Annotated in this window: 17 protein-coding genes; 7 read left to right on the top strand and 10 right to left on the bottom strand. The window is 66.0% G+C overall.

All coding sequences use genetic code 11. The annotated features are described in order from the left end of the window. Nucleotides 1-10 precede the first annotated feature (10 nt). From A5758_RS20360 to A5758_RS20345, 4 genes are all read right to left on the bottom strand, one after another. Complete coding sequence (locus tag A5758_RS20360) at nt 11-844, bottom strand: SDR family oxidoreductase (protein ID WP_067211080.1); 834 nt, start codon at nt 842-844, stop codon at nt 11-13. Between the two features lie 6 nt (nt 845-850). After that, nucleotides 851-1,324, bottom strand: coding sequence for an SRPBCC family protein (locus tag A5758_RS20355; RefSeq protein ID WP_197503991.1), 474 nt, complete (start codon nt 1,322-1,324; stop codon nt 851-853). A 38-nt stretch (nt 1,325-1,362) separates the two neighbouring features. Beyond that, nucleotides 1,363-1,812, bottom strand: a complete 450-nt coding sequence (rpfC, locus tag A5758_RS20350) for a resuscitation-promoting factor RpfC (protein ID WP_231987365.1) — start codon at nt 1,810-1,812, stop codon at nt 1,363-1,365. 93 nt (nt 1,813-1,905) lie between these two features. After that, nucleotides 1,906-2,487 (bottom strand): chorismate mutase, encoded by a 582-nt coding sequence (locus A5758_RS20345; RefSeq protein ID WP_082939783.1) that lies wholly within the window; start codon nt 2,485-2,487, stop codon nt 1,906-1,908. A 54-nt stretch (nt 2,488-2,541) separates the two neighbouring features. On the opposite strand from A5758_RS20345, the gene A5758_RS20340 reads away from it, so the two are divergent. Continuing rightward, on the top strand, nt 2,542-3,159 hold the full coding sequence (locus tag A5758_RS20340; RefSeq protein ID WP_197503988.1) for a hypothetical protein: 618 nt from the start codon (nt 2,542-2,544) through the stop codon (nt 3,157-3,159). Between the two features lie 87 nt (nt 3,160-3,246). On the opposite strand, the gene ag85B is transcribed toward A5758_RS20340, so the two are convergent. Beyond that, the gene (gene ag85B, locus A5758_RS20335; RefSeq protein ID WP_067211059.1) at nt 3,247-4,239 is read right to left on the bottom strand and encodes a diacylglycerol acyltransferase/mycolyltransferase Ag85B; all 993 of its coding nucleotides are present in this window, start codon (nt 4,237-4,239) and stop codon (nt 3,247-3,249) included. 610 nt (nt 4,240-4,849) lie between these two features. Between ag85B and A5758_RS20330 the strand changes: the two genes are divergently transcribed. Then, nucleotides 4,850-5,956 carry a hypothetical protein gene (locus tag A5758_RS20330; protein ID WP_067743919.1) on the top strand — a complete coding sequence of 369 codons (1,107 nt, stop codon included), beginning with the start codon at nt 4,850-4,852 and terminating at the stop codon, nt 5,954-5,956. Nucleotides 5,957-5,974: 18 nt separating this feature from the next. On the opposite strand, the gene A5758_RS20325 is transcribed toward A5758_RS20330, so the two are convergent. From A5758_RS20325 to A5758_RS20315, 3 genes are read right to left on the bottom strand one after another with little or no spacing between them, the layout of a single operon-like run. Further along, the gene (locus A5758_RS20325) at nt 5,975-6,523 is read right to left on the bottom strand and encodes a YceI family protein (RefSeq protein WP_067743670.1); all 549 of its coding nucleotides are present in this window, start codon (nt 6,521-6,523) and stop codon (nt 5,975-5,977) included. Nucleotides 6,524-6,536: 13 nt separating this feature from the next. Continuing rightward, on the bottom strand, nt 6,537-7,550 hold the full coding sequence (locus A5758_RS20320; protein ID WP_067743667.1) for an alcohol dehydrogenase catalytic domain-containing protein: 1,014 nt from the start codon (nt 7,548-7,550) through the stop codon (nt 6,537-6,539). Nucleotides 7,551-7,560: 10 nt separating this feature from the next. Then, nucleotides 7,561-8,844, bottom strand: a complete 1,284-nt coding sequence (locus A5758_RS20315) for a cytochrome P450 (protein WP_067211049.1) — start codon at nt 8,842-8,844, stop codon at nt 7,561-7,563. 211 nt (nt 8,845-9,055) lie between these two features. Between A5758_RS20315 and A5758_RS20310 the strand changes: the two genes are divergently transcribed. From A5758_RS20310 to A5758_RS20300, 3 genes are read left to right on the top strand one after another with little or no spacing between them, the layout of a single operon-like run. Continuing rightward, complete coding sequence (locus A5758_RS20310; protein ID WP_067211045.1) at nt 9,056-9,454, top strand: hypothetical protein; 399 nt, start codon at nt 9,056-9,058, stop codon at nt 9,452-9,454. Between the two features lie 11 nt (nt 9,455-9,465). Continuing rightward, a complete protein-coding gene (locus tag A5758_RS20305; protein WP_067211042.1) occupies nt 9,466-9,756 on the top strand; it encodes a hypothetical protein in 291 nt (96 codons plus the stop codon). A 56-nt stretch (nt 9,757-9,812) separates the two neighbouring features. Then, the gene (locus A5758_RS20300; RefSeq protein WP_067211038.1) at nt 9,813-10,037 is read left to right on the top strand and encodes a hypothetical protein; all 225 of its coding nucleotides are present in this window, start codon (nt 9,813-9,815) and stop codon (nt 10,035-10,037) included. An 8-nt stretch (nt 10,038-10,045) separates the two neighbouring features. Here the strand turns inward: A5758_RS20300 and A5758_RS20295 are convergent, their stop codons facing one another. Further along, nucleotides 10,046-11,176 (bottom strand): nitronate monooxygenase, encoded by a 1,131-nt coding sequence (locus A5758_RS20295; RefSeq protein WP_067211036.1) that lies wholly within the window; start codon nt 11,174-11,176, stop codon nt 10,046-10,048. Nucleotides 11,177-11,287: 111 nt separating this feature from the next. After that, complete coding sequence (locus tag A5758_RS20290; RefSeq protein ID WP_067211032.1) at nt 11,288-11,752, bottom strand: hypothetical protein; 465 nt, start codon at nt 11,750-11,752, stop codon at nt 11,288-11,290. Nucleotides 11,753-11,986: 234 nt separating this feature from the next. Here A5758_RS20290 and A5758_RS20285 point away from each other — a divergent pair, with 234 nt between their 5' ends. Continuing rightward, nucleotides 11,987-13,918, top strand: coding sequence for an NAD(P)/FAD-dependent oxidoreductase (locus A5758_RS20285; RefSeq protein WP_067743664.1), 1,932 nt, complete (start codon nt 11,987-11,989; stop codon nt 13,916-13,918). A gap of 10 nt (nt 13,919-13,928) precedes the next feature. Then, the gene (locus A5758_RS20280; protein ID WP_067743661.1) at nt 13,929-14,954 is read left to right on the top strand and encodes an alcohol dehydrogenase catalytic domain-containing protein; all 1,026 of its coding nucleotides are present in this window, start codon (nt 13,929-13,931) and stop codon (nt 14,952-14,954) included. Nucleotides 14,955-14,959 lie beyond the last annotated feature (5 nt).

Genomic DNA, 14,959 nt, shown 5'->3' with positions numbered 1-14,959 from the left:
TTCACCTCCTTCACTGCCGCTTCGGCATCAGCGCGGGTAGGGATTTGACGATGCTGCGTCGCACGAGTTCCGGACTCAGGCCCTTGAAGAAGTCGATCAAGCGAATGCTCTTCGGCACGTACCAATGCAACCGCTTCGGGTTGTGGTAAGCCTGCCACGCGGCTTCCGCCACACTGCTCGCCGGCATCAGCCGGAACAACCCCTTCTTGGGCGCGGTGGCCCGAAGCTCGTCCGCAGTCCTCGGCGCGCCGCCGTCGTTGGAGTGATTCGTCGTCGTGGTCAGGATGGCCGTGTCGATCAGACCGGGCAGCACGTCGGCGACGCGGACCCCGTGCCGGTGCCATTCGACGCTGAGCGCCTCGGTCAAGCCTTTGACAGCGTGCTTGGTCGATGAATAGACGGCGAGCCGCGGCATGCCGTAGGTGCCCGAGGACGATGACGTCGAAAACATCAGGCTGCCAGGCGTTTTCTTGAGATACGGCAACGACGCGTAGGCGCCGGTCAGCACCGCTTTGTAGTTGATGTCAACGACTCGCATGGCGGCCTCGTAGGGCACGTCCTCGAACCATCCGCTTTCGCCGATGCCGGCGTTGTTCCACATCATGTCGAGCCCGCCGTCGCTGTTGCCGGCGCAGAAATCGGCGAGGGCACCCTCCAGGGCCGCCTTGTCGGTCACATCGACTTGGCGGGTCCACAACCGGTCGCCGCCGAGTTCTTCCTGCAGCGTCGCCAAGCCGTCACCGTTGCGGTCCACGGCGCCGACCCGCCACCCCTTGGCGTGGAACAGCTTTGCCCCCTCCCGGCCCATGCCGCTGCCCGCGCCGGTGATGAAGATCGATTTCACGGCGCGTCAGCCGGCCTCGACCACATCTTTGATGCGGTTCAGGGTTTTGGTCATGTCGCGCACGTTGCGTCGCTTACGCAGGAAACCCCCGAGCACCCAGTAGAGGCCGAGCCATGGGGCCGGGTTGAGCCGGAAAGACTCGGTCACGTCGGTGCCGCCCCCGCTGGGCGCCAACCGGTAGTGCCAGTTGTTGACCGCCCGATCGCCGAGCAGCACCGCGAACCCGAATTCGCGGCCGGGCTCACACGCGGTCACCTCACACGTCGTCCAATACACCGGCCCGATCTCGTTACGCCGCACATGACCACGGAATTTCGCGCCGAGGGCCGGGCCACTCGCGTCGCCCAGCCATTCGGCCTCGAACACTTCGGGGGAGAACCGGCCGATGTTGCGAACGTTTGCGATGAGATCCCAGATCTTGTCCGCAGACGCCGCCATATGAACAGTCGCCGAACCTTCCATGGCCTGATCCAAACACAGCTTGCCGTTCGGTCATAGACCGCGAGCACAGTTGACCGTCAGCGCGGCACCGCCGCCTGGATCAGCCCGTTGATGATCTCCTTGATGCCCTGCGCGGGGTGCGAGTACCAACCGATCGGCAGGCCCGAATTGGCGCCGCACTTCGGCCACGCCTCCACCCCCTGGTCGGCGAAAACCCGGTTGGCTACGGCGATTTGCTGCTCTCGGGACGCGGCCGCCGGGTTGCCGACGCCGCCGTACCGCTCCCAGGTACCCGGCTTGAATTGGAGTCCACCGTAATTGCCGTTTCCGGTGTTGGCGTGCCAGTTGCCACCGGACTCGCACTGGGCGATCGCGTCCCAGTTGGGCGTGGGTGCGGAGGTGGCTATACCGGTGGAAGAAGCTATCGACGCTGCAACGAACCCGCCGACCGCCAGGGACTTGACGAGGGGCTTGCAGAGAAGTTTCATGTCATGGATTTCGGGCGCTGTGGCCAAAGCGTTACCCATTCGAAAATGCCGCGAGATATGCCTTCTATCTGCGGAAACGGCAATATCGCGGAGCAAAAAGAAAGTGTTAGAAACCGATGAGGAAAAATTAAATTATTGCTGGCAATATGACTGAGTTGCTAACGCCAGCGCCCGTTGATACAGGGTGTCGAGGCCGCGGGCGCGGATGGCGCCGCTTGCGGCGAGCCCGAGTTGCGCGGGGCAGGCCGTCGAATGCAGCAGGTCCCAGTTGGCCACGACCTGGTTCAGCATCGTTTGATTGAGGTCGTCGATCGCCGATCGCGACGCCGACAGGTCCGTCGACTCGGCCGGGGCGGCATCAGGATTGAGTTTCCAATCCGCGAACCGGCCGTATTCGATGCCCTCCGTGGCGCGGATCTGGTCGCCGAATAGCCGGGTGACATAGTCGGGGTCGATCCGCCGGGCGGAGGCCTGGGCGGCCATTTTCGCGAGTTCTTGCTGGACGCGGCCGTGGTCTTCGACGGCCCCGTGCGTGGTCCACTTGAAGGCGGCCACCGGCTCGGCGATTTGTAACCGCTGCGCGGCGGCGTCGACCAATTCGGCGAGGGGGCTCGCATCGTCGGCTCTCGCCGGCGATGCGGCCAGGATCGCCAGCCCGACGACCATGCCGGCGCAGCGGGTAACCAGGGTCATGCACCGGCTCTGCATGACCATGATTCTGCGGCAGCGCCGGATACGAGCGCATTTCGGAGTTAGCCTGAGGTGCTGATGTCGTCGACCATGGACAGTCGCCGCCCGCGCCGCGTTGGCGGGAAGCGCGGGAAATCGTTGCGCTCGAGGCAGATTCGTGCGCTGATTGCCGTCGCGCTGGCGATTCCCCTGTTGCTCGGTGCGGCGCTCATCATGGTGGATCGGCTGCATTCGACGCCCGCCGACGCCCTCGACCATCCCGCCAGTCCGGTGAGCGACGATCAATCGAAGGCTCAGGTCGTCCAATCGGCCCAGCACATCGTCACCGCAACGGGTCTGCAGGCGTCCTCGGCGGGCTACTCGCTGATGTCCTGCAAAAACCGCGACGACCCCCCGTATCAGGGCTCGATCTACCTGACGTTCTCGTTGCCCGCCGCGGCACCGGCCGACACCTACATCACCCGAATCGCCGCGACGCTGGCCGGCGATGGCTGGGCCGAGGGCCTACCACCTAACAATCACGCGTTCGCGAAGACACTCACCAAGGGTGGCGTCACAGTGATCGTTTACCGCCACGACGACGAACCGCACCTCGGCGTCCTACGCGTCTACGGCCAGTGCCGCAACATGAACGATCACCGCAGGGACGCGACGGCTTGGACGGATGTCACCGACCAATTCGCCGCGCCGCGTTGATCCGCTGACACCCAAAGGGGCCATGACGCACTACTGCGCCCGACGGCGTCGTCGTCGGGCGCAGCAGCGACCTCGGGGCAGGTGAGGCTATCCGCCGCCGCCGGCAGTGGCACCCAGGGTGCCCTGCAGGTCCGGCTTCATGGCGTTGAGCTGGGCTCCCCAGTACTCCCAGCTGTGTGTTCCGTTGGCGTTGAAGTTGAACACGGCGTTGTGGCCGCCGGCCGCGTTGTACTGGTCCTGGAACTTCAGGTTGCTGCTGCGGACGAAGTTCTCCAGGAACTCGGCGGGCATGTTCGCCCCGCCCAACTCCGACGGGGTGCCGTTACCGCAGTAGATCCAGAGCCGGGTGTTGTTGCCCACCAGCTTGGGGATCTGCAGTGAAGGGTCGTTACGCTGCCACGCGGGGTCGCTCGACGGGCCCCACATGTCGTTCGCCTTGTAGCCGCCGGCGTCGCCCATCGCGAGGCCGATCAGGGAGGGCCCCATTCCCTGCGAGGGGTCCATCAAGGCGGACAACGAGCCGGCGTAGATGAACTGGTTCGGGTGGTAGGCGGCCAGGATCAGTGCTGAGGAGCCGGCCATGGAGATGCCGACCGCCGCGCTGCCCGTGGACTTGACGCTCTTATTGGAGGCCAGGTACTGCGGCAGCTCACTGGTCAGGAAGGTTTCCCACTTGTAGGTCGAGCAGCCGGCCTTGCCGCAGGCCGGGCTGTACCAGTCGCTGTAGAAGCTGGACTGGCCACCGACGGGCATGACGATCGACAGGCCTGACTGGTAGTACCACTCGAACGCCGGCGTGTTGATGTCCCAGCCGTTGTAGTCGTCCTGGGCGCGCAACCCGTCGAGCAGGTACACCGCGGGGGAGCCGTTGCCGCCGCTTTGGAACTGGATCTTGATGTTGCGGCCCATGCCCGCCGACGGCACCTGCAGGTATTCAACCGGCAGGCCCGGGCGCGAGAACGCTCCCGCGGTCGGTGCGCCGCCGGCAAGACCGATCAGCCCCGGGAGGGTGACAGCCGCGGCTGCACCGACTAAAAGCCGGCGCCCCCAGGCCCGGACCATCTCGCTCAGATCTGTCATACCTGCCCCTTGTCGTATGTGACCGTCGTCTCAGGCAGGAATTTACAGTGCGAATAGCCCGAATGTCGATCTGGACGCGGGGGTGTCTCAGTTTGGTATCGCAATTCCCCCGCCAATTGCGCTCGCGGGATAAGAGCGCCGCAACCTTCGCGCCGGTTGGCCGGCACCCGGCTTTGACGGATAGGCCGCCTAAAACGCCTGGCAGCGGGGCCTAGGGCGGGCTGGGCCAAAATGCGCAAAGCCACCATTTTCGATCCCGCCATGACGTCCGGCGGCGCCGCGACGCCGAACCACCGCCGAAAAGTCGATTCGGTACCCGTAAGACGTTTATGGCCGGGAGAGGAAGGCGTGGTTTCCCGCGGCCGACGGCCCTTCTCCCACCTGCGCGTCCCGCGGACGCATCGATCGGTTCCCGACGGGCCGATTCTCCGGCGAGGTCGAACCGGGGCAGCCGGACTTGCGCCGACCGCGTAGGCTCTCACGGAGCAAGCCGATGGAGACCACGTTATCTCGGTCCGTTCCGGCCCTCACGACCCACCTGACCAGGGGTTTCTGGTGTGCGTGGGCGCGCTGAGGGCGTCGGAGGTCCGGGATCGATTGGGGCATGAGTTTGGATACGGTACTTGGGCTATCAGTGACGCCGACCGCCGTTGGGTGGGTCCTCGCTGAAGGACACGGCGCAGAGGGCACCATCCTGGATCATCAGGAGCTGGCGCTGGACGCCGGTCGCGGCCCGCGCGCTGTGAGTACCGCGGAGCAAGTAGCGGACGAGATCGCACGGGTGGAAGCGCAGGCGGCCGCCAGCGACCATCGGCTGCGGGTCATCGGGGTGACGTGGAACGACGACGCGGCGGCCCACGCCGCGTTGCTGCTGGAAGCTCTGACCGACAGTGGCTTCGACAACGTCGTGCCGGTCCGGCAACTCGATGCCGTCGAGACCGTCGCGCAGGCCATCGCGCCGGTCATCGGCTACGAGCAGACCGCGGTCTGTCTCCTTGAACACGACTCGACGACCGTCGTCATGGTCGATACCCGCGAAGGGGAAACGCAGACTGCGACCAAGCAGGTGCGCGGCGGTTTCGACAGCCTGACTCGCTGGCTGACCGGCATGTTCGACCGCAATGGCTGGCAGCCGGCCGGGGTAGTGGTCATCGGCGCGCACAGCAACATCGACGGCTTATCCCGGCAGCTCGAAAAGACGCTGCCGGTGCCGGTATTCGTGCAAGGGATGGCGCAGGTGACCATCGCGCGGGGCGCGGCGCTGACCGCCGCCCGAAGCACCGAGTTCACCGACGACCAGCTGGTGGTGCACCCCACTGAATCCGCCGCCGCGCCGCCGGCGCCGCGAAAGCTGTCGTACGCCGGGGCGGTGACAACGCTGGGCGCCGGTGTGGTCACCTTTGTCTCCTCGATATCGCTTGCGGTGGGCATTCAGCTGGCCCCGGCCAGCAATCCCGTCCCTCGGCACACGGAGCCCGCACCGACGCCGCAGGTCGCCGAGGCCGTCGCACCGCCCCCGGTCGTCGCGCCGCTGACCCCGCAGGCGAAAGTCCAGGCCAGCGAACCGATCACGGAGGCCGCCGCGCCCGACGAGCAGCAGCCGGAACCCAATAACCGGCAGCCCTACCTGACGCGGATGCTCGAACACATTCCGGGCGACACCGGCGACGCGACGGGTGCCCCGGCCCCGCAGGCGCCCGCCCAGCCGCAACCCTGACTCGGCCGGGACAGGCGCTCAGGCGGTTTTCGCGTGAATCGCGGTGAAGGACACCGAAACGTCGTCGGCGACCTGGACCGAACCCATCAGCAATGAGTACGGCTTGATGCCGTAGTCGGTCTGCCGGACCGTTGATTCGGTGGACATACGCCACGCGTCCCCGAGATCCGCTGTGCGCAGGTCGATTACGTGGTCCCGTGACTTTCCCCGAACTTCGAGTTGGCCGGTGAGCCGGTACCCCTCACCGGTCTTGTCGATGGCCCGTGCGAGGAAGCGGATCTCGGGAAACCGGCCGGCCTCCAACGACTTCAAGGCGTTGGACCGCACCAAAACCTTCTCGGGACCTGACAACCCCTTCACCCCGCCCTCGCCGCGCAACACCTCGAGGGAATCCGTTTCGACCACAAGCTCCACGGTGGCGGGTTCCGAGCCGGCCCAGCCCACGGTGGCATGCCAGCGGGTCATGGCGATGGTGAGACGATGGCCCATTCGCGCCGCCCGCCCCCGAACGCCGGTGGCAAGAAGTAGCTCGCCGTCGGCTGCGTCCAAGCTCCACTCGTCGGTCATAGGCCGACTGTAATCACATCGTCAGCACTGTGCGGTAGTGCGCACGCCCTTGCTCCAACGCCGCGTATCCGTCGGCGGCTTGTGACAGCGGTAGTTCCTCGACCCACGCCCGCACGCCGGACAGCACGGCGAAATGCATCGTCTCTTCAACGTCTTTCGCCGTGCCGGAAGGATGACCGACGATGCTGACCCCCGGTGTGATCAGTTGGATGGGGCTGATCGGCAAGGGTTCGGGCGTGACGCCGATGGTGACGAGCTCGCCTTGTGGCGATATTCCGCCGACGGTCGCGGCCATCGCCGACGAGTTGCCCACGGTCGCCAGCACGGCTGCCGCTCCGCCCAGGGCCTTCAGCGCTTCTGCGGGATCGGCGGCGGTGGAGTCAATGTAGTGGTGGGCACCCAACTTCCGGGCGTCCTCCTCTTTGCCGCTGCCACGAGCGATGGCGATGGTCTCGAAACCCATCGCCCGGGCGAACTGCACCCCGAGGTGGCCGAGGCCGCCGACACCGAGGATGGCGACCCGGTCGCCGGGCACTGCCTTCGTATGACGCAACGCGTTGTAGGTGGTAACGCCGGCGCAGCCCATCGGGGCGGCTTCTGCGTCGGAAAGCCCTGCGGGTATGCGGGCGAGCGCACTCCCCGGGACAGTCACCGATTCCGCATAGCCGCCCGGATACTGGTAACTGGGGACCTTCCCGTTCTCGCAATGAATGAAGTGGCCTTTTCGGCACTCATCGCAGTGGTAGCAGCAACCGCCGAACCACCCGACCGCGACTCGATCGCCGACGGCGAAACCCTCCACACCTGCACCGAGCTCGGCGATCGTTCCGGCGATTTCGTGCCCGGGGGTCAACGGCCACGTCATGCCCGGGAAGCCACCAGAGACAAAGTGTGCGTCCGTACCGCAGACTCCACACGCGGTGACCGTTAGCCGCGCCTCATCACGGCCTGGTGGCTTGGTTTCGACATCGACCAGTTCCAACGGTGCCCCGGCCGACTTTACGTGAACAGCTCGATGGGTTGCCATGCGGTTGATGCTAGTGCGCGGCAGGGGATTTCGCGCCGTTGGTGTGGTAGTCGACTTGCCAGTGCTTGATCCCGTTGAGCCAGCCCGACCGTAGCCGTTCGGGCTTTCCGATCGATTCCAGGTTCGGGATGCCGTCGGCGATCGCGTTGAACATCAGGTCGATGGTCATCCGCGCCAGGTTCGCCCCGATGCAGTAGTGCGCGCCGGTGCCGCCAAACCCGACGTGCGGGTTGGGGTCGCGCAGGATGTTGAAGGTGAACGGGTCGTCAAAGACTTCCTCGTCGAAATTGGCCGAGCGGTAGACCATCACCACCCGCTGACCCTTTTTGATTTGCACGCCGGACAATTCGTAGTCCTCCAGTGCGGTGCGCTGGAAGGACGTCACCGGGGTGGCCCAGCGGACGATTTCGTCGGCCGCGGTGGCGGGACGCTCACGCTTGAACAGCTCCCACTGATCGGGAAAGTCGGTGAAGGCCATCATGCCCTGCGTGATGGAGTTGCGGGTGGTCTCGTTGCCGGCCACGGCAAGCAGGATGACGAAGAACCCGAACTCGTCATCGGAAAGCTTGTGGCCGTCGATGTCGGCCTGGACCAGCTTGGTGACGAGGTCTTCCCCCGGATTTTTCGCCCGGTCCGCCGCCATCTGCATGCCATACATGATGAGTTCGACGGAAGCGGTGATGGCGTCGTTGTTGGCGAACTCGGGATCCTGGTCACCGACCATCTCATTGGACCAGTGGAAGAGCTTCTTGCGTTCTTCCTGTGGCACACCCATCAACCCGGCGATGGCCTGCAACGGCAGCTCGCACGAGACCTGCTCGACGAAGTCACCGCGGCCCTGGGCGGCCGCTTCCTCGACGATGCGCCGGGCGCGCTCGGCGAGGTCGCCGCGCAGGCGCTCGATGGATCGGGGGGTGAATGCCCGCGAGATGATCTTGCGCAGCCGGGTGTGTTGCGGCGCATCCATGTTCAGCAGGACGAACTTGCCGCGTTCGACCTGCTCGCCGACCGTGCCGTCCTTGTAGCGCGGCAGCGCGGTCTTCTGCAGGCTGGAGAAGACATCGCTGCGCAGCGACACCTCTTTGACGTCCTTGTGCTTGGACACCACCCAGAAGCCGCCGTCGTCGAATCCGCCCACCCCGATCGGCTGCTCGTTCCACCAGATCGGTGCGGTCCGTCGCAGTTCGGCCAGTTCCTCCACCGGCAGGCGCTCGGCGTGGATGTCCGGATCGGTGAAGTCGAATCCGGGGGGGAGATTGGGGACCGGCTCGGCGGTTGGCTCGACGGTTGGCATGGCCCGCTCCTCGATGACGAAGTGGTCTAGTCGTCTTTGTGCAAATAAACCATTGCCGCACCACGGTTGGGAAGCGTTGACGCAAGATCGCGGGGTGCGAATTGGAACGTGTTCCTCGTTTCTCATCCCGACCGCGAATACGGTCTTGTGACCGACGGCCCGATGGATATGCTTTGGTGCAGGTCACCGGCGACGACAGGCGGGGTGGAACATGATTCGGGAACTGCTCAGCGCCGCTTCTATAGCGGGCATTGCGATTGGCGTGGCGCCGTGCGCGGCAGCCGGATACGACGGCGACGTGCCGGGGATGAACTATCAGGCGTCGTTGGGCGCGCCGTGCGACAACTATGAGAGCTTTATCTTCGGCCGGGGCCCCAGCGGCCAGGCCGAGGCGTGCCACTTCCCTCCGCCCAACCAGTTCCCGGCGGCCACCACCGGATATTGGGTCATCTCTTATCCGCTGTACGGGGTGCAGCAGGCGGGCGCGAAGTGTCCTGGGCCACAAGCCGCGGCGCAATCGGATCGCGGGCTGCCCATGCTGTGCCTGGGGGAGCGGGGTTGGCAAGAGGGCTGGTTCACCGGGGCGGGATTCTTCCCTCCGGCCGAGTGAGCGGCTGAGCCATGGACGACGGCCGGCCCGGCGAGACCCTCGTCCCGCGCTGGCTGCGTTTCGTTCTCGCTTCGGATCGTGCCGGCTCGGCGTGGTACATCGGGACGGGCTTCTTTTTCGCACCGGTCCTGGCGGTGCTGTCGCCGTGGCCCGTCGTCACCACCGTGCTGTGGGCGATCATCGGGCTGGCCGGACTGTGGCTGGGCCTGCTGGGCATCGCGATGGCCGTCGGGCTGGCCCGAATATTGCGGTCCGGGGCCGAGATCCCCGAATCCTACTGGCGCACCTTGGTCAACTACTAAGCACTACGCCCGGACTAGAGTCATACCAACTGTCCTGCCACGAGAGGAGACTCGAGATGGGCTTCACCCCGAAAGATGCGGTCGACGCGGCCAGGGACATCGCGACCAACGCGGTCGAGAAGGCCTCCGACATCGTCGAAAACGCCAGCGACATCATCCGGGGTGACATCTCCGGCGGTGCCAGCGGCATTGTTCAGAACTCGATCGACATCGGCACGTATGCGGTGGACCGGACGAGGGAGATGTTCAGCGGCCGCGACGAGCTCGACGACGAGGTCTAGCTCCGCCGTCAGACGGAGGCGGCCTCGTTGAGTTCGTCCAGCCTGTTCGTCGCTTCCAGGTACTCCTGGACCCAGCGCTCGATGACCGTGGCCGTCTTCTCCACCTTGGTGAACTGGCCGACAACCTGACCGACCGGGTTGAACGCAACGTCCACGCTCTCGTTCGGGTACCGGTTCGTGGCCCGCACCGCCATGCCGGAGACCATGTACTGCAGCGGCATGCCCAGTGGCTTCGGGTTGTCCGGCTGCTCCCAGGCCTCGGTCCAGTCGTTGCGCAACATGCGGGCCGGCTTGCCGGTGAACGACCGGCTGCGAACGGTGTCCCGGCTGCCCGCCCTCACGTACGCCTCTTGCTGAACCGGCGTGTTCGAGGACTCCTCGACCATCAGCCACTGCGAGCCCGTCCACGCGCCCTGCGCGCCCAGCGCCAGGGCCGCCGCGATCTGCTGGCCACTGCCGATGCCACCGGCCGCCAGCACCGGCACCGGGGCGACCTCCTTGACGACCTGCGGCCACAACACGATCGAGCCCACCTCGCCGCAGTGCCCACCGGCCTCGCCGCCCTGGGCGATGATGATGTCGACGCCCGCGTCCGCGTGCTTGCGAGCCTGCGACGGCGACCCGCACAGCGCGGCCACCTTGAGTCCCGCGTCGTGGATGTGCTTGATCATGTCGGCCGGGGGAGTGCCGAGCGCGTTGGCGATCATCTTGACCTTCGGGTGCTTGAGCGCCACCTCGACCTGGGGCGTCGCGGTCGCCTCGGTCCACCCGAGCAGCTGCAGGCTGTCGCCGTCGCTGTCCTCGACCGGCACGCCGTGGTCGGCCAGGATCTTCTTGCCGAAGTCGAGGTGTTCCTGGGGCACCATCTTGCGCAGCGTGTCGGCCAGCTCCTCGGCGGACAGGTGCGAGTCCATGCCCTCGTACTTGTTCGGGATGACGATGTCGACGCCGTACGGGTGGTCGCCGATGTTCTCGTCGATCCAGTTGAGCTCAATCTCGAGCTGCTCGGGGGTGAAGCCGACCGCGCCGAGCACGCCGAAACCGCCGGCCTTGCTGACGGCGACCACGACATCACGACAGTGGGTGAACGCGAAGATCGGAAACTCGATACCAAGCTCATCGCAGATGGCGGTGTGCATGCCTACTCCTGGGACGCGGCCGAATTGAAACGTGTTCTAGTTTAGTACGGACGGCATTGACGTGGCCAGCGGGTCCTGACCTGCGTTTTGTCACTACGACCCGTCGGCCGCTCAAAGTGCCGCGCTGCGCGCGAGCCACAGCACCAGGAACGCGAACATGCAGCCTGCGCACACGAGGTGATCCCGACAGACGGACCGCGCCAGGCGGGTCTGCTCGGGCGGACCGTCTGTTCGGCGCCCCAGCCGCACCGCATCGGGAACCGTTTGCGTCAACGCCAGCATGGTCGGACTCCCCGCGAGGACTGCCGACAGCACCAGAAGCCACCAGGGGTCGTGCCCGCGCGCGGACTGGTAGGTCAACGCGCCCAGCAGGATCACCATGACGGCGGCGATCAGCCGGCTCATCGGACGCGAGGTGGTGGTCGCGCGATGGTAGTAAGCCGCGATGGAGGCAAGGACGGCCTCCGGCAGATCGGTTGGCGCAGAACGAAATCGGAGGACCTGCACATCGAAGATGAGATCCATCCACAAGACGGCGAACAGGAATCCGCCGCAGGCCGTGAGTAACGAGGCCATGACGCTCCTCCATCTCCGGCTTACCGGGAGCATTCGTCGACTTGGACCCATTGTTTCGCAGCAGCGCAAGGGCGGCCTCAGGCAATGGCGCACCGGGCAACCGCTGCGCGCGACGACGCGCCGTAGCGGTCAGGCTATTGATCCCCTTCCTCGCCAGCGGGTAGCGTAGTGCTGCCAATTACGAAACGGTAAGTAGCGTAATTGGGAATCCCGTTCACCGAGAGGATCGGCTCGATGCGCAGCGCCTATGCCGGCGATCCCTTCACCACGTCCACGGCGGAGATCGAGGCTGCCCTCGCCGATGTCAGCATCCCGACGCTGTTGCTTTCGCTCGTGCACATCACCGGCGACCCGCGCTTCATCCGCGACTTCAAGCAGATGGGCGTCTTCCTCAACGAGATTCAGGGCTTCATGTCCGAGGAGGACAAGGCGCGGGCCCGCGCGGCCGCCCTGCCGGTGATCACCGAGTATCGGGACCGCGGTTGTCCCGAGCCGAAGCCACTGAGCCTCGACCTCATTCGCGAAATGATGGACTGGGCGGCCTGCGAGCATGTGACCGACGACTACCTGCCCCTGGTGCTGGAAGAGATGGACCTCGACGGGGCTGATCCACGCCGCCCGACGACCCTGCCGGCCGACAGCGCGGCCGATATTCCGGTCCTCGTCGTCGGCTGCGGCGAATCGGGCATCCTGGCCGGAGTCCGGCTCAAGCAGGCCAACATTCCCTTCACCATCGTGGAGAAGAACGCCGGGCCGGGCGGAACCTGGTGGGAGAACAGCTATCCCGGTGCCCGCGTCGACGTGGCCAACCATTTCTATTGCTACAGTTTCGAACCCAACAACGACTGGACGCATTTCTTCGCCGAACAGCACGAGCTGCAGGACTACTTCACCCAGGTCATGACGAAGCACGACCTGGCCGAGCACGTGCTGTGGAATACGGAGGTTGTGGCCGCCGAATGGGTCGACGACGACGCCACCTGGAGTATCCGGCTGCGTGGCGCCGAAGGCCGGACGAGCACGGTGCGCGCCCGTGCCCTGATCACGGCGGTCGGTCAGTTGAACCGGCCCAACGTTCCGGACTTCGACGGCGCCGACAGCTTCGCGGGCCCGTCGTTCCACTCTGCGGCCTGGGACCACTCCGTCGACATCAGGGGCAAGCGCGTCGCGCTCGTCGGCGCCGGCGCCAGCGGTTTCCAAATCGCACCCGCCATCGCCCCCGATGTTGAGCACCTCACCGTGTTTCAGCGGACCGCGCAGTGGATGTTCCCCAACCCGATGTATCACGACGAGGTAGGCGACGGGATGCGCTGGGCCATGCGCCACCTGCCGTTCTACGGGCGGTGGTACCGCTTCCTCGTCCTCTGGCCGGGATCCGACAAGGGACTGGACGCCGCGGAAGGCGACCCGGACTACGCCGACCAGGAGCATGCCGTCAGCGACATCAACGCCGCCGCGCAGATGATGTTCTCCCAGTGGATCACCAGCCAGATCGGAGAAGGGCACGACCTGCTCGCCAAGGTGATGCCCGACTATCCCGCCTGCGGCAAACGGACCCTGCAGGACAACGGCAGCTGGCTGCAAACACTGCAGCGGGACAACGTCGAATTGGTGCGCACGCCCATTCGGCGGATCACCCCGCGCGGCATCGTCACCGAAGACGGTGTGGCGCATGACGTCGACGTCATCGTGTACGCCACCGGTTTCCGGCACACCGACGTGCTGTGGCCGCTGCAGATCACCGGCCGCGACGGGGTGGACCTGCGCGAGATGTGGGGGAGCCGGCCGTACGCCTACCTCGGCATCACCGTTCCAAAGTTCCCCAACCTGTTCATCATCTACGGGCCCGGAACCCACCTCGCCCACGGCGGCAGCCTGATCTTTCAGTCCGAGTTGCAGATGCGCTACATAGACCAGTGCCTGGCGCGGCTGGCCGACCCAGAGGTGCATTCGCTGGAGCCGAAGCCCGATGCCGCCACCGATTGGCATGACCGGACGCAGACCCAGATCAAGAAGATGGTGTGGGCGCACCCCGCGGTCACACACTCCTACTTCAAGAACGCCGACGGGGAGATCCACACCGTCAGTCCGTGGCGCCTCAACGAGTACTGGGCCGCGGTGCGTGAGCCCGACTGGTCCCAATTTGTTGTGCGGCAAAGGAAGTGAGCACGCCACTATGCGTACGGTAGTCGTCGACGGGCCCCACAGCATCCGGGTCGACACCCGGCCCGATCCCACCCTTCCCGGACCCGACGGGGCTATCGTCGAGGTCGCCGCCGCCGGCATCTGCGGATCCGATCTGCACTTCTACGAGGCCGATTTCCCGATGCCCGACCCAATTGCGCTGGGCCACGAGGCGATCGGCACCGTCGTCGAGGCGGGGCCGGAGGTACGCACCGTCAAGGTGGGCGACCTCGTCATGGTGTCCTCGGTGACCGGGTGCGGCGCCTGCGCCGGCTGCGCCACCCGCGATCCCGTCATGTGCCACAGGGGCTTTCAGATCTTCGGCGGAGGTTTGCTCGGGGGAGCGCAGGCCGACCTGCTGGCCGTGCCCGCGGCCGACTTCCAGCTGCTCAAGGTGCCGGAAGGCATCAGCACCGAACAGGCGCTGCTCCTCACCGACAACCTCGCCACGGGCTGGGCGGCGGCGCAACGCGCCGATATTCCGTTCGGTGGCACCGTGGCGGTCATCGGCCTGGGCGCCGTGGGGCTGTGCTCGCTGCGCAGCGCACTGTTCCAAGGAGCCGCAACGGTTTTCGCGGTCGATCAGGTGCAGGGACGGTTGGACCGCGCCGCCCAGTGGGGCGCAACGCCCCTCAAGGCGCCGGCGGTCGGGGCCATCCTCGCCGCCACCGGGGGCCGCGGCGCCGACGCGGTGATCGATGCCGTCGCCACTGACGCGTCGCTGACGGATGCACTCAATGCGGTGCGGCCAGGCGGCACGGTGTCGGTTGTCGGTGTGCACGACATGAATCCGTTCCCGCTCAACGCCCTGGGTTGCCTGATCCGCAGCATCACGCTGCGGATGACGACGGCGCCGGTGCAGCGCACCTGGCCGGAATTGATCCCGCTGCTGCAGTCCGGGCGCCTCGACGTCGACGGCATCTTCACCACCACGCTGCCGTTGGACGAAGCGTCCAAGGGCTACGCGACCGCGGCGTCGCGGTCGGGCGACGACGTGAAAATCCTGTTGACGCCCTAGGCCTT

The sequence above is a fragment of the Mycobacterium sp. 852014-50255_SCH5639931 genome (genome assembly GCF_001665605.1).
Taxonomy (GTDB): Bacteria; Actinomycetota; Actinomycetes; order Mycobacteriales; family Mycobacteriaceae; genus Mycobacterium; species Mycobacterium paraffinicum.
This window is presented reverse-complemented; position numbering and strand designations above follow the sequence as displayed.